Origin of the sequence: Rhodococcus sp. PBTS 1, assembly GCF_001620025.1 — a bacterium.
GTDB lineage: Bacteria > Actinomycetota > Actinomycetes > Mycobacteriales > Mycobacteriaceae > Rhodococcoides > Rhodococcoides kroppenstedtii.
The window spans coordinates 1,093,528-1,113,058 of sequence record NZ_CP015219.1; the positions used below are offsets into that span (position 1 = coordinate 1,093,528).

At 71.7% G+C, this 19,531-nt stretch carries 16 protein-coding genes; 8 read left to right on the forward strand and 8 right to left on the reverse strand.

The annotated features are described in order from the left end of the window. The first annotated feature begins 17 nt into the window (after window positions 1-17). From ndk to proB, 6 genes are all read left to right on the forward strand, one after another. Window positions 18-431 carry a nucleoside-diphosphate kinase gene (gene ndk / locus A3Q40_RS04940; protein WP_068100128.1) on the forward strand — a complete coding sequence of 138 codons (414 nt, stop codon included), beginning with the start codon at window positions 18-20 and terminating at the stop codon, window positions 429-431. A 433-nt stretch (window positions 432-864) separates the two neighbouring features. Continuing rightward, complete coding sequence (locus A3Q40_RS04945; RefSeq protein ID WP_068100131.1) at window positions 865-4,242, forward strand: translation initiation factor IF-2 N-terminal domain-containing protein; 3,378 nt, start codon at window positions 865-867, stop codon at window positions 4,240-4,242. 255 nt (window positions 4,243-4,497) lie between these two features. Beyond that, complete coding sequence (gene rplU, locus A3Q40_RS04950) at window positions 4,498-4,809, forward strand: 50S ribosomal protein L21 (RefSeq protein ID WP_068100133.1); 312 nt, start codon at window positions 4,498-4,500, stop codon at window positions 4,807-4,809. A gap of 46 nt (window positions 4,810-4,855) precedes the next feature. Continuing rightward, a complete protein-coding gene (rpmA, locus tag A3Q40_RS04955; RefSeq protein WP_068100135.1) occupies window positions 4,856-5,119 on the forward strand; it encodes a 50S ribosomal protein L27 in 264 nt (87 codons plus the stop codon). Window positions 5,120-5,265: 146 nt separating this feature from the next. Further along, the gene (obgE, locus tag A3Q40_RS04960) at window positions 5,266-6,717 is read left to right on the forward strand and encodes a GTPase ObgE (RefSeq protein ID WP_068100138.1); all 1,452 of its coding nucleotides are present in this window, start codon (window positions 5,266-5,268) and stop codon (window positions 6,715-6,717) included. Then, complete coding sequence (gene proB, locus A3Q40_RS04965; RefSeq protein WP_068100140.1) at window positions 6,714-7,817, forward strand: glutamate 5-kinase; 1,104 nt, start codon at window positions 6,714-6,716, stop codon at window positions 7,815-7,817. Before obgE ends, proB begins: the two co-directional genes overlap by 4 nt. A 211-nt stretch (window positions 7,818-8,028) precedes the next feature. Here the strand turns inward: proB and A3Q40_RS04970 are convergent, their stop codons facing one another. From A3Q40_RS04970 to ectA, 5 genes are all read right to left on the reverse strand, one after another. Then, complete coding sequence (locus A3Q40_RS04970; protein ID WP_068100142.1) at window positions 8,029-9,216, reverse strand: MFS transporter; 1,188 nt, start codon at window positions 9,214-9,216, stop codon at window positions 8,029-8,031. Further along, window positions 9,213-10,004 (reverse strand): Sir2 family NAD-dependent protein deacetylase, encoded by a 792-nt coding sequence (locus A3Q40_RS04975; RefSeq protein WP_235606557.1) that lies wholly within the window; start codon window positions 10,002-10,004, stop codon window positions 9,213-9,215. The genes A3Q40_RS04970 and A3Q40_RS04975 overlap by 4 nt, the downstream gene beginning before the upstream one ends. 131 nt (window positions 10,005-10,135) lie before the next feature. Beyond that, on the reverse strand, window positions 10,136-10,534 hold the full coding sequence (locus A3Q40_RS04980) for an ectoine synthase (RefSeq protein ID WP_068100146.1): 399 nt from the start codon (window positions 10,532-10,534) through the stop codon (window positions 10,136-10,138). A gap of 33 nt (window positions 10,535-10,567) precedes the next feature. Beyond that, window positions 10,568-11,833 carry a diaminobutyrate--2-oxoglutarate transaminase gene (ectB, locus tag A3Q40_RS04985; protein ID WP_068100148.1) on the reverse strand — a complete coding sequence of 422 codons (1,266 nt, stop codon included), beginning with the start codon at window positions 11,831-11,833 and terminating at the stop codon, window positions 10,568-10,570. Continuing rightward, window positions 11,830-12,393 (reverse strand): diaminobutyrate acetyltransferase, encoded by a 564-nt coding sequence (gene ectA / locus A3Q40_RS04990; RefSeq protein ID WP_068100150.1) that lies wholly within the window; start codon window positions 12,391-12,393, stop codon window positions 11,830-11,832. The genes ectB and ectA overlap by 4 nt, the downstream gene beginning before the upstream one ends. Window positions 12,394-12,593: 200 nt before the next feature. On the opposite strand from ectA, the gene A3Q40_RS04995 reads away from it, so the two are divergent. Continuing rightward, window positions 12,594-14,120 carry a hypothetical protein gene (locus A3Q40_RS04995; protein ID WP_068100152.1) on the forward strand — a complete coding sequence of 509 codons (1,527 nt, stop codon included), beginning with the start codon at window positions 12,594-12,596 and terminating at the stop codon, window positions 14,118-14,120. Window positions 14,121-14,171: 51 nt separating this feature from the next. Next, window positions 14,172-14,819: an SDR family NAD(P)-dependent oxidoreductase gene (locus tag A3Q40_RS05000; protein ID WP_157889511.1), complete on the forward strand. Its 648-nt coding sequence runs from the start codon at window positions 14,172-14,174 to the stop codon at window positions 14,817-14,819. Between the two features lie 15 nt (window positions 14,820-14,834). Here the strand turns inward: A3Q40_RS05000 and A3Q40_RS05005 are convergent, their stop codons facing one another. The 3 genes from A3Q40_RS05005 to A3Q40_RS05015 are packed head-to-tail and all read right to left on the reverse strand — an operon-like array spanning window position 14,835 to window position 19,530. Further along, a complete protein-coding gene (locus A3Q40_RS05005; RefSeq protein WP_308124848.1) occupies window positions 14,835-16,580 on the reverse strand; it encodes an ABC transporter ATP-binding protein in 1,746 nt (581 codons plus the stop codon). After that, on the reverse strand, window positions 16,577-18,661 hold the full coding sequence (locus A3Q40_RS05010; protein WP_068100156.1) for a RecQ family ATP-dependent DNA helicase: 2,085 nt from the start codon (window positions 18,659-18,661) through the stop codon (window positions 16,577-16,579). Before A3Q40_RS05010 ends, A3Q40_RS05005 begins: the two co-directional genes overlap by 4 nt. After that, window positions 18,658-19,530, reverse strand: a complete 873-nt coding sequence (locus tag A3Q40_RS05015) for a ribokinase (RefSeq protein ID WP_157889512.1) — start codon at window positions 19,528-19,530, stop codon at window positions 18,658-18,660. Before A3Q40_RS05015 ends, A3Q40_RS05010 begins: the two co-directional genes overlap by 4 nt. Window position 19,531: the final 1 nt, after the last annotated feature.

Below are 19,531 nucleotides of genomic sequence, written 5' to 3' on the forward strand. Positions count from 1 at the left end.
ACGCTAGGCTCTGCCGCGTGACCGAACGCACTCTCGTACTGATCAAGCCCGACGGCGTCGCCCGCAAGTTCGTCGGAGAGATCCTCGGCCGGGTCGAACGCAAGGGCCTGGACATCGTCGCCCTGAAGCTGCTCACCGTGTCCGAGGAGGACGCGACCGCGCACTACGCCGAGCACGCCGAGAAGTCCTTCTTCCCCGAGCTCCTGGGGTTCATCACGTCGGGCCCCCTGGTCGCCGCCGTGCTCGAGGGGCCGCGCGCCATCGCCGCGTTCCGGCAGATCGCCGGCGGAACCGACCCGGTGGCCAAGGCCGTGCCCGGCACCATCCGTGCCGACCTCGCGCTCGACGGCCAGCAGAACCTGGTGCACGGATCGGACTCGCCGGAATCCGCCGCCCGGGAGATCGCCATCTGGTTCCCCGAACTGGGCTGATGCCGCCGGCCCGCGAACGGTCGACACCTCGGGCGACCGTTCCGGGCCACGGGTGGCGTGGGTGAACGTATCCGTGTGGGATACTGACGGAGGTCGCGGCGCGCACCACGCGCAGGCGACCGGATGACATCCACGGCACCCGGTGCCCGTCATCGCGGACCGCGCGTCGGTCGTCGTGCCCCCCGGCACCTCGACGGACGGTGACGCTGAGGACGAGGCGCTCGGACCGGCCATCCGCCCAGGCATTCGCGGTACCCGTCGGCGACCGTTCCGGTCGGCGACGGGCCGAGATGCGACCCGACCTCGTCGAACCCGCCCGGGTTCCGCGAACAGACCAAGGCACCCGCGTGGCCGCGGTTCGTGTCGACGGACGACGCCCCCACCAGGGGCCGACCGTTCGCGACGACCGCGCCCGGGGCCCCGAGGAGAACACGTGGCCGATCACGAGCCGCCCAGAACCTTCCCCGAGCGCATCCGCGTTCACGCCCTGGCCAAGCTCCTCGGAGTGACCAGCAAGCAGGTCGTCGCCCAGCTCGCCGAGATGGGCAAGGACGTCCGCAGCGTGCAGTCCAGCGTCGTGCGTGAGGACGCGGAGACGGTGGCCAACGCGCTCGACGCGCCGGCCGGCGAGGCGGCTGCCGTCGACCCGGCCGACGTTCCCGCCGAGGAGCAGGCCGGAGCCTCCACTGCCGACGAGAGCCCGGCGTCCGTCACCGAGCCCGACCTCTTCACGTCGGCCCCTGCGCCGACGACGCCGGACGAGTCCGAGGCGCCCGCTCCCGAGGTGCGGCCGGCGGACGTCCCGCTCTTCCTCCAGCCCGAGCCCGCACCGGAGGCGCCGCGTCGGCGTCGTGCGTCCACGCGCAAGGCTGCCCCGGCCGAGCCCGCCGCGCCGGAGCCGGTGGCCGATGCCGAGCAGGTCGACGCCGCGACGGCCGAGGCCGGACAGGCGGACTCCGCACCGGCCGATGCCGCGCAGAAGGACGCCGCGCCGATCGACGGTCCCCGCAGCGAGTCCGATCAGGACGACAGCGAGTCCGGCAGCGGACCGCGTCGCCGTCGTCGCGGACGGCGAGGCCGTGGCCGTGGCCGTGGTGACGCCGGGAACGACGACACCGGTGAGAACGGCGGAGAGTCGGGCGACGACGCCACCGACACGCCGACGACCGGCGGGGCGGACACCGCCACCGACACGACGTCCGACGAGTCCGCTGCCGACGGCAGTGGAGCCGACGACGATGCAGCGGCCACCGAGGGTGCCGACTCGACCGACGCCCCCAAGCGTGGCCGTCGCCGCAGCCGCCGCGGCGGGCAGAAGAATGCCGACGCCGCAGACACTGCCGACACCGCCGAGGAGTCGACCGGCAGCACCGACGCCGCGTCCACGGAGACCGCCGACACGGCAGCGTCCGACGAGTCCGACAAGTCCGACGATTCGCAGGACGGCACCGCCGAATCCGACGAGACCGGCGGGGAGTCGGCCAGCCGTCGTCGACGCCGTCGGCGCCGCCGCAAGAGCGGCGGTGGCGACGGAGACGACACCACCAGCGAGGACGATCCGCCGAACACGGTCGTCCACGAGCGCGAGCCGCGCCAGCGGGCCAAGAAGGACGAGGTTCAGGGCATCTCGGGGTCGACCCGACTCGAGGCCAAGCGGCAGCGTCGTCGGGACGGACGGGACGCGGGACGTCGCCGTCCGCCGATTCTCACCGAGTCCGAGTTCCTCGCGCGTCGGGAATCGGTCGACCGCACCATGGTCGTCCGGGAGAAGTCGCTCGCCGGCCACCCCGATCTGACGCAGGTGGGGGTGCTCGAGGACGGCGTTCTGGTCGAGCACTTCGTGACCAGTACGTCGTCGGGCTCGATCGTCGGCAACATCTACCTGGGGCGCGTGCAGAACGTGCTGCCCAGCATGGAAGCGGCGTTCATCGACATCGGCAAGGGGCGCAACGGCGTGCTCTACGCCGGCGAAGTCGACTGGGACGCAGCAGGTCTGGGCGGCAACAGCCGCAAGATCGAGCAGGCGCTGAAGTCGGGCGACCAGGTGCTGGTGCAGGTCTCCAAGGACCCGGTGGGTCACAAGGGTGCCCGCCTCACCACGCAGATCTCGCTGGCCGGTCGTTTCCTGGTGTACGTGCCGGGCGGGTCGTCCACGGGCATCAGCCGCAAGCTGCCCGACAACGAGCGCAAACGGCTCAAGGACATCCTGCGCGACATCGTTCCCGCCGATGCCGGGGTCATCATCCGCACCGCGTCCGAGGGCGTCAGTGCCGAGGAGCTCGAGCGCGACGTCACCCGGCTGCAGTCGCAGTGGGCGGCCATCCAGGAGCGGTCGTCGAACGCCGAATCGAGCAAGGGATCGTCGCCGGTCACCCTGTACGAGGAGCCGGATCTTCTGGTCAAGGTCGTGCGCGACCTGTTCAACGAGGACTTCTCGGGTCTGGTCATCGAGGGCGAACGTGCGTGGTCGACCGTGCAGAGCTACATCGAGGCCGTGGCTCCGGACATGCTGCCGCGGGTGACGCGCTACGAGTCGACGTCCAAGGACGTGGACGTCTTCGCCGCGTACCGCATCGACGAGCAACTGGCCAAGGCGCTCGACCGCAAGGTGTGGCTGCCGTCCGGCGGCACCCTCGTGATCGACCGCACCGAGGCGATGACCGTGGTCGACGTCAACACCGGCAAGTTCACCGGCGAGGGCGGCAACCTCGAGGAGACCGTCACGCGGAACAACCTGGAGGCGGCCGAGGAGGTCGTGCGCCAGATGCGGCTGCGCGACATCGGCGGCATGATCGTCGTCGACTTCATCGACATGGTCCTCGAATCCAACCGTGACCTGGTTCTGCGTCGCCTCACCGAGGCGCTCGGCCGGGATCGCACGCGCCACCAGGTGTCCGAGGTGACCTCCCTCGGCCTGGTCCAGATGACCCGCAAGCGCATGGGCACCGGACTGATCGAGGCGTTCTCGACCACCTGCGAGCACTGCCACGGCCGCGGCATCGTCGTCCACCAGTTCCCGGTCGAGACGGCCAAGGACGACGGCGGGCGCGGATCGCGCGATCAGCAGGGTGGGTCGCGACGCAAGCGTGGCGGCCGGTCCGCCGACCGCGACAAGTCGTCGGACACCGAGAGCGACACCACCGGCGAGACCGACTCCGGTGACGCCGCGGAGTCGGCCGCCTCGGAGGCGAAGGTCGCGCCGCGCCAGCCGCATCCCGTCGCCCTCGCGATGGCCGCTCACCACCACCAGGACGAGCCGGCGGGTGACCCCGTCGCCGTCGTACATGGCGACCCCGTCGCCGAGGCGGAAGGCGACCCCGTCGCCGAGGTGGCGGGCGACCCCGTCGCGGATGCCGAAGCAGCCGTCGAGGCGGTGCGGGAGGCCGAGACCGCTGCATCGGTCGAGCCGGTGCAGGCCGACGCCGAGCAGCCCGTGGCGCCGGCGGAGCCCGAGCAGCCCGTAGCGCCGGCAGAGCCCGAGCAGCCCGCTGAGCCCGAGAAGCCGGCAGCCCGCCCGCGTCGCGCCCGCCGGGTCGCACGGGCGGCGGCCGCGCCGGCCGGGGATTCGGCCGGCACCGTGATCGTCGTCCCGGCTCAGGATGCGGCCGTGGGTTCGGCTGGGGGCCCGGTCGCGGGCTCGTCGGCCGACGGATCGGCGTCGGAGAACTCGGATACTGCAGCGTCCGGGGAGTCCGCGCCCGAGGCGTCGGTCACCACCGGGGGAGCGGCGTCCGCCTCGGCGGCCACGCCGGTGCGTCGTCCCCGACGTCGCGCCGCAGGTCGCCCCGCCGGTCCGCCGGTGGAGGAGTAGGGAAGGGTAGGTCCGGGAGGTGGGGCGTCACCGGTTTGACCCGGCACGACGCTCTCCCGTAATCTTGGACGGTCGCTGTCGGCGACGCGGTCGTGTCGTGCCCATCTCTCGGGTGGGTCCCGCCCGCTGTGCCGGCCAGCAGATCATCACTGGATGCGACGGCCCCCCGGTTCGCCGGAGGTCGTGTCGCGCCGAGAAACCAGTCGCCCCCACACGGGGAGCGAACACGTTCGACAAGCAAGGGGTAGCCGTCCGATGGCAACGTACGCGATCGTCAAAGCCGGCGGAAAGCAGTACAAGGTCGCAGTGGGTGACCTCGTCAAGGTCGAGAAGATCGAGGGAGAGCCCGGCACGGCCGTCTCGCTTGACCCGGTTCTCGTCGTCGACGGCGCCGAGCTGACCACCGACGCCGACAAGCTGGCCACGGTGTCGGTCGCCGGCGAGATCGTCGAGCACACCAAGGGCCCGAAGATCCGCATCCACAAGTTCAAGAACAAGACCGGCTACCACAAGCGTCAGGGACACCGGCAGAAGCTGACCGTCCTCAAGGTCACCGGCATCAACTGACGTCGTCCGACGTTCTGATCTCTCTACCGACCCCGGAGGGTTTCTCATGGCACACAAGAAGGGCGCGTCCAGCTCACGCAACGGTCGCGATTCCAACGCTCAGCGACTCGGCGTCAAGCGCTTCGGCGGCCAGGACGTCAACGCAGGCGAGATCCTGGTCCGTCAGCGTGGCACGCACTTCCACCCCGGCGTGAACGTCGGCCGTGGTGGCGACGACACGCTCTTCGCCCTGGCTGCGGGCTCGGTCCTGTTCGGCACCAAGCGTGGCCGCAAGACCGTCAACATCGTTCCGGCCGCCGCAGAGGTCTGATCCTCCTGCGGCACCGCGGGGAGCACGCTCCCCGCTGACCGACACGTTCCCGGCAGGGGCGGCTCGGAGGGCTAGCGCTCTCCGGCCGCCCCTGTCGGCGTTTCACCACTCACCACCTGCGTCACCCGCTCGGAAGGACCTCTCCCATGTCGCGCTTCGTCGACCGCGTCACTCTGCACGTCAGTGCAGGAAAGGGCGGCAACGGATGCTCGTCCGTGCATCGGGAGAAGTTCAAGCCCCTCGGCGGCCCCGACGGTGGTAACGGTGGTCGCGGCGGCAACGTCGTGCTCGTCGTCGACTCCGGCGTGCACACCCTCCTCGACTTCCACTTCCACCCGTACGCGAAGGGCGGCAACGGCACGCAGGGCGCCGGGAGCAACCGTGACGGGGCCATCGGCGAGGACCTGATCCTGCGCGTGCCGGACGGCACCGTCGTGCTGGACAAGGACGGTCGGATCCTCGCCGACATGATCGGGGAGGGCACCCGGTTCGAGGCGGCGGCCGGCGGTCGCGGTGGCCTCGGGAACGCCGCTCTCGCTTCGCGCGCCCGCAAGGCCCCCGGCTTCGCCCTGCTCGGCGAGGACGGCGAGGAACGCGACCTGGTTCTCGAACTGAAGTCCGTCGCGGACGTCGGCCTGGTCGGATTCCCCAGCGCCGGGAAGTCGTCGCTCGTCTCGGTGCTGTCGGCGGCCAAGCCGAAGATCGCGGACTACCCGTTCACCACGTTGGTGCCGAACCTCGGCGTCGTCTCGAGCGGCGAGACCACCTTCACCGTCGCCGACGTGCCGGGTCTGATTCCGGGTGCCAGTCAGGGCAAGGGGCTCGGCCTCGACTTCCTGCGTCACCTCGAGCGGTGCGCCGTGCTGGCCCACGTGGTCGACTGCGCCACCCTCGATCCGGGGCGTGACCCGGTGTCCGACGTGGAGGCGCTGGAAGCCGAGTTGGCGGCGTACGTGCCGGCGCTGTCGGGCGACGCGAGCCTGGGCGATCTGGCGGACCGGCCGCGCATCGTCGTGCTGAACAAGGTGGACGTGCCCGAGGCCGCGGAACTGGCGGACATGGTCCGCCCCGACTTCGAGGCCAAGGGCTGGCCGGTGTTCACCATCTCGGCGGTGAGTCGAGAAGGCCTGCGCCCGTTGACCTTCGCGCTGGCCGAGCTGGTGGCGCAGTACCGGCGCGACCACCCGAAGGCGGCGCCGCGTCGGCAGGTCATCCGACCCGTCGCGACGGATCGTGCGGGCTTCAGCGTCATCGCCGATCCCGACGAGCCGGGCGGCTTCATCGTGCGCGGCGAACGGCCCGAGCGGTGGGTCAAGCAGACCGCGTTCGACAACGACGAGGCCGTGGGCTACCTCGCGGACCGGCTCGCGCGGCTCGGTGTCGAGGACGAGTTGGTCAAGCAGGGTGCGCAGCCCGGCGCTCCCGTCACCATCGGTGACGTCAGCTTCGACTGGGAACCGCAGACCCCCGCGGGTGTCGAGGTCACCCTCACCGGTCGCGGCACCGACTCGCGTATCGACCAGGTGGAGCGTATCGGCGCGGCCGAGCGCAAGCATGCGCGTCGGGTCCGCCGTGGTCTGGAGACCGACGAGCAGTGACAGGAACGCGGGAGACCATCGCGGCCGCACGGTCCGTGGTGGTGAAGATCGGATCGTCGGCGCTCACCTCGATGGCCGAGGGCCTCGACGTCTCTCGTCTCGACGCCCTGGCCGACGCCATCGAGGCGCGAATGCGACGCGGCTCGGACGTCGTGGTCGTCTCGTCCGGTGCGATCGGGGCGGGTATGGCCCCGCTGGGGTTGCGACGACGCCCGCAGGATCTGGCGACGAAGCAGGCGGCGGCCAGTGTGGGGCAGTTGGCGTTGGCGCATGCGTGGGGAACGTCCTTCGCCCGGCACGGGCGGACCGTCGGCCAGGTTCTGCTGACGGCCGAGGACATCGCCCGCCGCGCGAACCACCGCAACGCGCAGCGGACGCTCGACCGATTGCGTTCGCTCGGCGCGGTGGCCGTGGTCAACGAGAACGACACCGTGGCGACCACCGAGATCCGCTTCGGCGACAACGACCGGCTGGCGGCGCTGGTCGCACACCTCGTGGGTGCGGACGCGTTGGTTCTGCTCTCCGACGTCGACGGGCTCTACGACGGTGACCCCCGCAAGGATCCCGCCGCGAGGCTGATCCCGGAGGTCGACGGACCCGAGGACCTGGACGGGGTGGTCGCCGGATCGGGTGGCGCGCTGGGGACCGGCGGAATGGCCTCCAAGCTGTCCGCGGCGCGGCTCGCGGCGGACGCCGGCGTTCCCGTCCTGCTGGCCGCGGCGTCGGACGCGGCCTCCGCGTTGGCCGGTGGGCCGACGGGCACCGTGTTCGCCGCGCGACCGACGCGGCTGTCGGCGCGACGATTCTGGGTGCGTCATGCCGCCGACACCAGTGGGGGACTCACCCTCGACGCCGGTGCGGTCGAGGCCGTCGTCGGGCGTCGGCGATCGCTGCTGTCCGCCGGAATCACCTCTGTCACAGGCACATTCGATGCCGGGGACGTGGTCTCGCTGCACGCCGACGACGGCACCCCGGTCGCGCGCGGGGTGGTCGCCTACGACTCGGCCGAGCTGGTCGGGATGCTCGGCAAGTCGACGTCGGATCTGGCGCCGGACGCGCGGCGCCCCGTGGTGCACGCCGACGACCTCGTTGCGGTCTGACCGGCGGTCGCGTCGTCGGCTCGGTTTCGTGTCGGACCCCTGTCGTGGTGTCGGTGACACGAATTCGGACCTGCCGCACCCCGTGGTGCGATGCCCCCATCCGCCGGGCAACGGGTGGGTGACTACCAGAACCGACGCCCCCGACGTGCACACGGTGGAGTTCCGTACCCCCACCGGCCGCACCTACCGATCGACCCCACCGTCGCAGCCGCTACCCCTGCGGCACGCGAGTTGACGTGCGCCTTCGCAACACGGTGGCCAGGGCGGCGACGGTGAGGCCCGCCACCACCATGGACCAGAGCGCCCAGCCGTATCCGAGCTGCCCGGCGAGGGTGCCGAATCCGATCGGGGCCACGAGGATGCCGATGCGGGCCACCAGCGAGACCACCGACAGCGCGGTGCCCGCAGCGATGCCGGGGAGCCGACCCGCCATCCCGAAGACCGCCGGGAAGATCGGAGCGGCACCGAGGCCGGCCACCGCGAACATCACCACCGCCACGGTGGGGGAGGTGACCCACGGTGCGGCCAGGAAGGCCGAGGCGATGGCCACGGACCCGCCGATCAGCACGCGATGGCGACCCACGCGATCCACGACGGCGTCGCCGACGAGGCGGCCCACGAACATCGCCGTCGAGAACGCGACCACGGTGAGTCCGGCGGCTCCGGGCGTCGCCCCGAGGTCGGTCGCGTACAGCGCGCCCCAGGACTGGGGGAGGTCCTCGACGAGCGAGGACACGAACACGAGTGCGCCGAGCAGAGCGAGGGCCGCGGCCGGACCCGACCGGCGCGGGAGGACCGAGCGACGCCGCGGTGCCGAGAGGTCGGGCTGCCCGCCGCTGTCGTGGCTGTCGGGTTCGCGGTGCCCGGCGTCCGGCTCGAGGTGCCGCGCGGTGACCGCGGTGAGGGCGAGGAGGACGGCCGCGAGCACGGCGAAGTGCACCACGACGGGCACGGCGAGCGCCGCGGCACCCGCGCCGACCAGCCCACCGGTGACGGCGCCGGCGCTCCATCCCGCGTGGAGACGGTTCAGGATCGACCGGTCACGTCGTTTCTCGACCAGGACGCCCTGCGCGTTCATCGCGACGTCCATCACGCCGTCGGCGGCACCGAGAACCATCACGGCGAGGCCGAGCGACCACCAGGTACCCGCCAGTGCCGGCAGCACGATGGCGACGGACAGCAGCGTGGCCGAGGCCACCGTGGTCGAGCGGCTGCCGCGGGCGCGAATGGCCAGCGCCGCGAGCGGGGTGGCCAGCAAGCCGCCCGTGCCCATCCCGGCCAGCGCGAGGCCCAGCGTGGCCGCGTCGAGGGAGAGATCGGCCGCGATCGCCGGAATGCGCGGGCCCCAGTTGCCGAGGACGGCGCCGTTGACGAAGAAGACCGCGGCGACCGCCGTCACAGGTACGACGTCAACACCTCCGAGCACCCGGCGTGCAGGGTGTCGTCCGCGAACTCGTCGCCCCGGGTGGTGCCGCGATTGACGATGACGACGGGCTTGTCGTGCTTCGCCGCGTGGCGGACGAAGCGCAGGCCCGACATGACTGTCAGGGACGATCCGAGAACGACCAGTGCGGCGGCGTCGTCGACCATGTCGTACGCCGCGCGCACGCGGGGCTTGGGCACGCTCTCACCGAAGTAGACGATGTCCGGCTTGAGAATGCCGCCGCACCGGTCGCAGTCGACCATGCGGAAGTGCGCCGTGCTCGAGATCTCCGCGTCCGCGTCGGGCGCGATCTCGACTCCGTCCGCACCGACGACGGACTCGGTGAACCCGGGGTTGACGGCGGTCAACCGCTCGTCGAGAGCGACGCGGGAGATCAGCGTCTCGCAGGACAGGCACCGCACCCGGCCGTAGACGCCGTGCAGGTCTATGACGTTCCGGCTGCCGGCCTTGGTGTGGAGCATGTCGACGTTCTGGGTGATGACGCCGGACACGACCCCGCGCCGTTCGAGTTCGGCGAGCGCGCGGTGGCCGGCGTTCGGCCGGGTCGCGTCCATGTGCCGCCATCCGACGTGGTTACGGGCCCAGTAGTGGCGACGGAACTCGTCGTCCCCGATGAACTGCTGGAAGGTCATGGGGTTACGGGGCGGCGAGTCGGGGCCGCGGTAGTCCGGGATTCCCGAGTCGGTGGACATGCCCGCACCGGTGAGGGCGACGACGTTCCCGCGGGACAGGACGTCGTCCAACGAGACGAGACCGCGCTGCGACGGTGAGAACGGGGAAACGGAGGTCACCTCGTCCAGGATAGGTCGCTCGCGCGGTCTCGTTCGGCGATGCCGGGGTCGGGCCCGAGCCAGAAGGCCCGTGCCGCGGGCGGTCAGGCAGGGACCTCGATGAGCGGGTAGACACCGTTCTCGTCGTGCCGCTCGTCGCCGACGACGGGCGGGTTGAAGACGCACAGCATGCGCATGCGCGTGGTGGTCTCGACGGTGTGTCGCTCGTGTCCGTTCAGCAGGTACATGCTGCCGGGCCCGAGCGGGTAGGTCTCGCCGGTCTCACGGTCGGTGAGCGTGCCTTCGCCTTCGATGAGCCAGACGGCCTCGACGTGGTTGGCGTAGTGGAAGTTGTTCACCGTGTTCGGCTCGATGGTGGTCTCGTGGAAGGAGAAGCCCACCCGGTCGCCGCCGAGGACGATGCGCTTGGACCGCCACTGGCCGTCCTCGCTGGCGATGTCCCGTTCGGTGCCGGTGATCTCGTCGGTGGTGCGCACGATCATGGAAATCGGATCCTTTCGCTGGGTCGACGTGGGTCAGGAGCAGACGGTCTCGGTGGCCTGGCGCAGGATCGACAGACCATGGTCGAGATCCTCCTCGGAGATGGTCAGCGGCGGGAGCAGCTTGACCACCTCGTCCGACGGGCCGGACGTCTCCGCGAGCAGACCCTGGTCGTAAGCCATGGAGGTCACCTTGCCGGCGAGGTCACCGTCGGCGAAGACCAGCCCGTGCACCATGCCGCGGCCGCGGGTGCTCACGCCCTCGAAGCGATGGGCGAGGTCGGTGAACGCGGCCCGGATGCGCTCGCCCTTCGCGAGAATCTCCTTCTCGAAGGTGTCGTCGGACCAGAAATGCTCGATCGCCGCGGCGCTGGTGACGAAAGCGGGGTTGTTGCCGCGGAACGTGCCGTTGTGCTCGCCCGGCCCCCACACGTCGAGGTCGGGGCGAATCAAGGTGAGCGCCATGGGCATTCCGTAGCCGCCGATGGACTTCGACAGCGTGACGATGTCCGGCACGATGCCGGCCTCTTCGAACGAGAAGAACTGGCCGGTGCGGCCGACGCCCATCTGGACGTCGTCGACGATGAGCAGGATGTCGCGGCGCTTCAGCAGCTCGGCGAGGGCCTGCAGCCACTCGGCGCGGGCGACGTTCACGCCGCCCTCACCCTGGATGGTCTCGACGATGACCGCGGCGGGACGGTTGATGCCGCTGCCGGAATCGTCGAGCACCCGTTCCATCCACTGGAAGTCGTCGGTGGCGCCGCCGAAGTAGTTGTCGAACGGCATCGGGGTCGCGTGCACCAGGGGAATGCCGGCGCCGGCGCGCTTCATGGAATTGCCGGTGACCGACAGGGCGCCGAGCGTCATTCCGTGAAAAGCGTTCGTGAAGTTGATGACCGACGAGCGACCGGTCACCTTGCGGGCGAGCTTGAGGGCGGCCTCGACGGTGTTGGTCCCGGTGGGTCCGGGGAACTGCACCTTGTAGTCGAGTCCACGCGGCGCCAGGATCTTCTCGGTGAAGGTGGCCAGGAAGTCGCGCTTGGCCACGGTGGACATGTCGAGGCCGTGGGTGATGCCGTCGCGCATGATGTAGTCCACCAGTGCGGTCTTGAGGACCGGGTGGTTGTGGCCGTAATTCAGCGCACCGGCGCCGGCAAAGAAGTCGAGGTAACGCTTGCCGTTCTCGTCGGTGATCCACGAGCCCTGCGCGGTGTCGAACACGGCGGGCCACTGGCGGCTGTAGCTGCGGACCTGCGACTCGTGGTTCTCGAACACGTCCGGGGTGGGGGTGATCTGGTTCATGAGGTCTCCTGCGAATCGGTGGTGGGGGCCGCGAAGGGGCCGACGGTGTAGAGGTCTTCCGGCTGATGCGCGTCCGGGAACGACCCGGCGGCGAACAGGTCCGAGCGGACGATGCCGGTGCCCCGCCGCCGCGCGAGCGAGGTGAACGTGGCGATCGACGCCGCGTTGTCGGGGCTGACCGTGGTTTCCAGGGTGGTGACGCCGTGCTCGGAGACGACCCGGTCGACGAGGGAGTCGAGCATGCCGCGGGCGAGTCCTCGGCCGCGGTGAGCGGCGTCGACGGCGACCTGCCAGACGAACACCGTGTGCGGGGCGTCCGGTCGGAGGTAACCGGTCACGAAACCGACGGGTCGATTGCCACCGTCGACCGCGACGACGGACGTCGCCGCGAAGTCGCGGCACCACAACAGGTACGAGTAACTGGAATTGACGTCGAGCACCTCGGAATCGCGGGCCATTTCCCAGAGGCGGACACCGTCGTCGACCGTCGGTGGACGGTATTCGTGTCGGGAGTCGAGATCGGGCGGGGTCGAGGTCGCACTCTGTAACACGGGCGTCATATGGCAATCGAACGTAACAAGGACGCCGCGGGAAGTCAGGCGCCGTGACGGAGACGGGCCGGAGGAACCCCGTCAATCCCCTGGATGCAGCGGCTGTGTGAAGGTGGTCACACGTCGGTCCGTCTTTCTCGAGCCGAATCGCGCTGCTTCCTGCGGCATGGCACCCACCTTTTCCAGCCATTTCTCGTTATCGTCCGGCCATGATGCGCGTGTCGTCCTCGCTGTCCCGCCTGGTCCCGGCGCGTTCGGGGGGTTCGCGGCCTCGGCTGCCTCTGCGGCCCTCGAGGCGGAGCCGCGCCGCGGCCGGGCTGCTGCTGGCGCTGATGGTGCCCACTCTCGCGGCGGGGGTCGTCGTCGCGGCGACGACCGACGACGACGGGTCCGCCGGCGGACCCACGCGCGTCGTTCCTGCGTCGCAGGCGAGCGACCCTCTCGCCGCGACGCGCGGCGCGCTCGGCAACACCGCGCTCCCGCTGCAGATCCTCGCCGGCGGCATGACCGAACTGACCGACGGCAGTGTCGAACTCGACGACGGCGCACATCGACTGGCCGACGGGCTCGGGCAGGCCCGCGACGGCGGCAACCAGCTGGCCGACGGCATGACCCAGCTGCGGCAGGGACTGTGGCAGCTGGGCGACGGGTCCACGCAGGTCAGCGGCGGCGTCGACCGGGTCGTCGGCGCGCTGACCGGGGTGGGCGCCGCCCAGGGGCAGATCGAGGTGATCGTGCAGCAGACACTCGACTCCGTGGCCGCGTCCACCGACCCCGCGGCGGCGGCCACGGCCGATCAGCTGCGCACGGTCCTCGACCTTCTACGGACCCAGGGCCTGAACGGCGGGGTTCTCGCCGACCTGGAACGGCTCCGCGACGGCGCCCGGCAGGTGTCCTACCAGCTGTCGGATCCGTCGTCGCCGTTCGTCGACGGCATCGTCCGGGCCACGGACGGATCGGCGCAACTGCGCGACGGTCTGGTCCAGCTCGACGACGGCGGCGTCCTGCTGGTCGACGGCACGACGCGTCTGCGCGACGGCGTCGGACCTATGGAAGGGATGTTCACCACCCTGCGCTCCAACGTCGACAAGGCGTCCTCGTCCCTCCCCGCCGCGGCGTCGACCGAAGTGGACCCGACCGGGTCGTCCTTCGTCGTGCGACCTGCAGTCGCGAACTGGCCGTACCTGACCGCGGTGTTCGCCGTCCTGGCGGCCGCACTGGTCGGGTTCCTGGTCCCGCGGGCGCGGGCCGCCGTGATCGGCGCCGTCGGTGCGGCCGCGACCATGGTCCTGGCCCTGACGTTCGTCGACACCGGTGCCTCGTTGACGGGATCGGCGGTCGCCACCGTGACCGTCGGCCTCTGGGTCGCCGCGGTGGTCACGGCGTGCCGCGCGGTGCGGCTCGTCCTCGGTCCCGTGGTCGGCGCGGCCGTGCTCGCGCTGCTCGGATTGGTGCAGGTGATCCTCGGTGGCGCGGTGCTGCGCGGCGCGAGTGGGCTGTTGGCGCAGGCGGCCGACGTCACCCCGGTCGGTCAGATCGTGCGGGCGCTGACCGATGCGGTGGGCGGAGCAGGCCTGCCGACCCTCGTCGCGGTGCTCGCGGCGCTCGCCACCCTGGCGGTGGCGTCGGTCGTCGTGCGCCGCGGTGAGACCCCGAGCGAAGCCGCGACGTCCGACGAACCCGACGCTCCGGCCGCCGAAAAGGCCGACGACGAGGACGTCGTCTCAGTACCCTGAGGCCACGATCCGCGAGAGTCCGTGTCGGGCGAGCGGGTACGAGGAGGCGACGTGCTGCTGTCCGGTGCCAACGCCGTGGTCTACGGCGCAGGTGGTGTGGTGGGCAGCTCCGTCGCGTCGGCTCTTGCCCGCGGCGGCGCGCGCGTGCACCTGGTCGGCCGCTCCCGCACCCGGTTGGACGCCGTCGTGCGGCGGATCACCGACCTCGGCGGACAGGCCGAAGCGCAGGTGCTCGACGTTCTCGACGAGGTGGACGTCGACGAGTACGTCGACGTCGTCGCGGCGTGCTCGGGGAGCATCGACATCTCGGTGGACCTGGTGGGTCCCACACCCGTCGCCGAGCGGACCCACCGCCGCGTCGACTACACCGAACTGGCCGAGCTGGAAGGTCCCGTTCTCGGGGCCTTGCGATCCCACTTCATCACCGCCCGTGCCGCCGCCCGGCACATGATGTGTCAGCACTCCGGCATCATCCTGGTGCCGCACCGGGCGGCCGTCACCGCAGGTCTGGACGGCGCATCGCTCGCGGCGGCCCTGCTGGACCGACTGGCCGAGCAATTGGCCGCGCAACTCGCGGCGTCGGGTGTCACGGTGCGCGCGGTGGACCTCGAGCAGGCGGCCGGGGGCGACGCCGCGGACGTGGGACGCCGGGTGGTGGACGCCGTCACCGGTGGGGATCCGACGCTCGCCGCCGTCTGAGCCACGTCTCGCCGCTCAGGTCGCGATCCGCAGCGCCTCCACCAGGTCGCGGTACAGGGTGTCCGACGTCAGCAGCGCCGTGTGCGAGCCCTGCGCGCGGACGCGGCCCTGCTCCAGGACGACGATCGTGTCGGCGTCGATCACCGTCGAGAGTCGGTGCGCGATGGTGACCACGGCGCCCCGAGCGGACAGGTCGCGGATCACCTCGTGGATCGCGGCTTCGGTGATGCCGTCGACCTGAGCAGTGGCCTCGTCGAGCAGCAGGATGTCGGGCGGCCGCACGATGGCCCGCGCGAGGGCGATGCGCTGACGCTCGCCCCCGGACACCGCGGTGTCCCGCAACTCGGTGTCCAGACCGGCGGGCAACGACTCCATCTTCTCGGCGAGCCGCACGCGGCGCAGCGCTGCCCAGAGTTCGTCGTCCGAGGCGTCGGGATGCGTCAGGCGCAGGTTCTGCGCGATGGTCCCCGGCAGGGTGGGCGTGGCCTGCTCGACGTAGCCGATGCGCTGGCGGATCTGCCGGTGGGACAGCGCCGCGTAGGGAACACCGCCGAGGATCAGCTCGCCGTCGCGCGGTTCGAGGAACCGGAGCAGCAGGGAGAACAGGGTGGTCTTCCCGGCGCCGGACGGGCCGACCAGCGCCGTGTGGCCGCGGGCCGCCACGGTGAGGTCGATCGCGTGGACGGCCGACCGCTCGTCGCCGTACCCGGCGGTGACGCCGCGCAGCTCCAGCGCCGACGGGGCGTCCTCGATGCGGGCGGGGAGAACGGCCACGGTGGCGGGCGCGTCGGGCTCCGGCTCCATGAGCTGCACCTCGCGGATACGGGCGGCGGCCGCGACACCGCGTTGCAGCTGGGCGACGTAGAGCGTCAACTGCGCGACCGGTCCGACGAGCTGGAACGCGTAGAGCAGGAAGGCCACCAGCGACGACACCGCGAGCGCACCGGAGGACACGCGGTACGCGCCCACGCCGAGCACGGCGATGATGGTGAGCTGGATGCCGCTGCCGGTGATGGTCCAGGCCCACGCCTCGAGTCGGACGGACCGGATGCCGAACGAGGCCGACACTCGCGCCTCGTCGACGATCCGGTCGCCCTCGCGGTCCTCGGCTCGACTGGCCTTGACGGTGCGGACCGCGCGCAGAGCACCCTCGAGCATGCCGCCCAGCCGTCCCATCGCGGCCTGCGCGTCGCGTTGCGCCGCAGCTACTTTCGGCATGAGCAGTCCGGCGGCGACACCGATGCCGGCGATGCCGAGCAGAGCCGTCCCGAGCAGGGGAAGGTCGAGCGTGGCCATGAGGATCACCACGCCGACGATCGCGATGGTGCCGTTGACGATCTCCACGAGCGCCCACGACGACGCTTCGCGCAGTAGCACCGTGTCGGACGTGACGCGGGTGAGCATCTCGCCCGCCGGGCGCGCGGTGACGGCCGGCACGGTGGCGCCGAAGAACCGGCTCACCATCGATGAGCGGGCTTCCAGGACCACCCGCTCGGCCATCGTGCCGAGCAACAGCCGCTGCGCGAAGCCGACGGCGATGCCCACCAGAAGCAGGATCACCAGCACCGTCACCGCGGACGTGGTGGCGCCGGGCACTCCGAACGAGTCGAGCAGTCGTTTGGTCACCAGGGGAGTCGCGAGCGACGAGCCGGTCGCCAGCAGCCCGAGCAGCAGGCCTCCGACGAACATGCGCCGATGCGGCCTGACGAACGTCCACAGCAGACGCAGGTTGGGCCATCGCAGCGACGCGCGATCGGTCACGCCCGCGCCGCCAGCACGAAGGGGAGGACGGCGTCCGCCCCGGCCGCGCGCAGAGCACGGGCGGCGACCGTGGTGGTCCACCCGGTGTCGGTGAGCAGGTCGAGGAGCAGGACAGGCCCGTCGTGCGCCGTCAGGTCGGGGGTGTCGAACGCGTCGACCAGGCTCGCCACCCGGAACGCGGAGTTGGCACCCGACACGGGCCGGGCGTCCGGGCGGCGACGCAGCACGCCGAGGGGCGCCAGTCGCCCGACGCGGGCGAGTCGGTCGCCGAGGTCCTCCATCAGCACGGGCCGCGACGTCTCCATCACCACGACTCCGGTGGGACGCTCCGCCCAGGTCCACCCGGCGAGGACCGCGATGCAGGCCTGCTCGAGCGCGTCGGGCGCCGGACCGTCGTCGCCGTCCACGAGGGCTCGCAGTCGCGGTCCCCACACCGGATCGGTGAGCCGGCCGAGCACGCGGCCGGGCTCGGGCCCGTCGGTGATGCGGCCCGAGAGGGACACCCCCACCTTGGCCAGCCCGGTGGGCCACTGCTTGCGCGGGGCGAGATCGAGACCGGGGCGGTCCAGCCGGGTACGGGTGCGGTCGACGGTCTCGGCGTCGACGTCCGCCGACAGCGGGGTGCCCGTGCAGTTGTCGCACTTCCCGCAGCGATCGACGTCGGCGTCACCGGTGAGCGACGGGTCGTCGAGCTGCCGCCGCAGGAAGGCCATGCGGCACTCGTCGGTGGTCTGATAGTCCAGCATGGCCTGCTGCTCGGCGGCGCGCGCCGCGTCGAGACGCTCGTAGCGCTCGCGGTCGTACGTCCACTCGGCACCCGTCGAGAGCCACCCGCCCTTGACGCGGCGCACGGCGCCGTCGACGTCGAGCACCTTGAGGACCATCTCGAGACGGGTGCGGCCGAGTTCGACGAGGGGTTCGAGCGCCGGGGTGGACTGGGGTCGCTCGGTGTCGAGCACCTCGAGAACACGGCGCACCACGTGTTCGCGGGGAAACGCGACCGAGGCGAAGTAGCTCCAGATCTCCCGGTCCTCCGGGCCGGGCAGCAGGATCACCTCCGCGCGCTCGGTGGCGCGGCCGGCGCGACCGACCTGCTGGTAGTACGAGATGGGGGAGGACGGCGCCCCCACGTGGACCACGAACCCGAGGTCCGGCTTGTCGAATCCCATGCCGAGGGCCGAGGTGGCCACCAGTGCCTTCACGCGGTTCGCCAGCAGATCCTGTTCCGCCGCTTCGCGCTCGGTGGGGTCGGTCTGGCCCGTGTACGCGGCGACGGCGACACCCCGCTCGGCCAGCAGTGCCGCGAGGTCGGTGGCGCCGGCGACGGTCAGCGAGTACACGATGCCCGAACCCGGGAGCGACTCGAGCCGGTCGGCCAGCCACGCGAGACGAGCGGTGGGGTCCGGAATGCGCACCACCGCGAGGTGGAGGGAGTCGCGGCCGAGACCGCCGCGCAGCACCTCGGTGTCGGCACCGCCCACGCCCAGCTGCGCAGCGACGTCGGCGACGACCCGGTCGTTGGCCGTGGCGGTGGTGGCGAGCACGGGAACCCCGTCACGCAGTTCGGCGATCAGGGAGCGGATGCGGCGGTAGTCGGGCCGGAAGTCGTGCCCCCAGTCGGACACGCAGTGCGCCTCGTCCACCACCACGAGACCGGCATCGGCGGACAGCGAGGGCAGCACCTGGTCACGAAAGTCCGGATTGTTCAACCGTTCCGGGCTGACGAGGAGCACGTCGAGCTCCCCGGCCGCGACGCGGGCATGCACGTCGTCCCACTCGGTGACGTTGCCCGAGTTGATGGTCGCCGCCGTGACACCGGCGTGCTCGGCGGCCGCCACCTGGTTGCGCATGAGCGCCAACAACGGGGAGACGATGACCGTCGGCCCGAGCCCCTGCTCGCGCAGCATCCGCGCGGCGATGAAGTAGACGGCGGACTTGCCCCAGCCGGTGCGCTGGACCACCAGGGCGCGTCGCTTGTGCACCACCAGCGCCTCGATGGCCGTCCACTGATCGTCCCGGAGCACCGCCGACGGGCCGGCCAGATCCGCGAGCAATTCCTGCGCGCGCTCGCGAGTGCTCACGCGAGCTCTCCCGCGGCGGCGTCGATGTCGGCGGCCGTCGGCGCAGCGATGCCCGATCGGGTGGTCGCGAGCGCGCCGCCGACGACGGCGCGTCGCAGCGCTGCCTCGGGGCCGTCCCGCCACGCGACGGCGAGGGCGCCGGTGAACGCGTCGCCGGCGCCGGTCGTGTCGACGGCGCGGACCCGGGGCGCGGGCACCTCGACGACGGCCCCGTCCGGGCCCCGATGGCGGGCACCGCGCGCGCCCAGGGTGGTGACGACGTGCGGGGTGCGGTCGACGGCGTCACCGAGTGCGTGATGTTCGCTCTCGTTGACCACGAGGACGTCGACGGCGTCGAGCAGAGCGTCGGGCACCGGCCGGACGGGCGACGGATTGAGGAAGACGGTGGTGCCGCCGCGGCGGGCGGCCTCGGCCGCGGCCACGACGGTGGGCACGGGAATCTCCAGTTGCAGCAGCAGGACGTCGGCACCCTCGATCGCCGCGACGTCGTCCGCTCCCAGCTCGGTCAGGGCGTCGTTCGCCCCGGCGACGACGACGATGGTGTTCTCGGCCGCGTCGTCCACCGTGACCACGGCGACGCCGCTGGCACCGGGCGCGGTCCGCAGAGTGGCGACGTCGACACCCTCGGTCCGCAGGCTCGCCCGCAGGTCCGGCGCGAACGCGTCGTCACCCACCGCGCCGACGAAGCGCACGCGTCCGCCGGCGCGCGCGGCGGCCACCGCCTGATTGGCGCCCTTGCCGCCGCGGCCGAGGACCAGGTCGGTGCCGGCGACCGTCTCACCGGGGGCGGGCAGCGACGGCGTCCGCGCCGAGACGTCCATGTTGATGCTGCCGACGACGGTGATGCGCGGGGGTTCCGGAGAGGCCACG

What these genes read in the sequence shown, in the direction of transcription:
- ectA (WP_068100150.1), bottom strand. Translation starts at nt 12,393, where the DNA reads ATGACGCCCGTGTTACAGAGTGCGACCTCGACCCCGCCCGATCTCGAC.
- A3Q40_RS04995 (WP_068100152.1), top strand. Translation starts at nt 12,594, where the DNA reads ATGATGCGCGTGTCGTCCTCGCTGTCCCGCCTGGTCCCGGCGCGTTCG.
- rplU (WP_068100133.1), top strand. Translation starts at nt 4,498, where the DNA reads ATGGCAACGTACGCGATCGTCAAAGCCGGCGGAAAGCAGTACAAGGTC.
- rpmA (WP_068100135.1), top strand. Translation starts at nt 4,856, where the DNA reads ATGGCACACAAGAAGGGCGCGTCCAGCTCACGCAACGGTCGCGATTCC.
- A3Q40_RS04980 (WP_068100146.1), bottom strand. Translation starts at nt 10,534, where the DNA reads ATGATCGTGCGCACCACCGACGAGATCACCGGCACCGAACGGGACATC.
- obgE (WP_068100138.1), top strand. Translation starts at nt 5,266, where the DNA reads ATGTCGCGCTTCGTCGACCGCGTCACTCTGCACGTCAGTGCAGGAAAG.
- ectB (WP_068100148.1), bottom strand. Translation starts at nt 11,833, where the DNA reads ATGAACCAGATCACCCCCACCCCGGACGTGTTCGAGAACCACGAGTCG.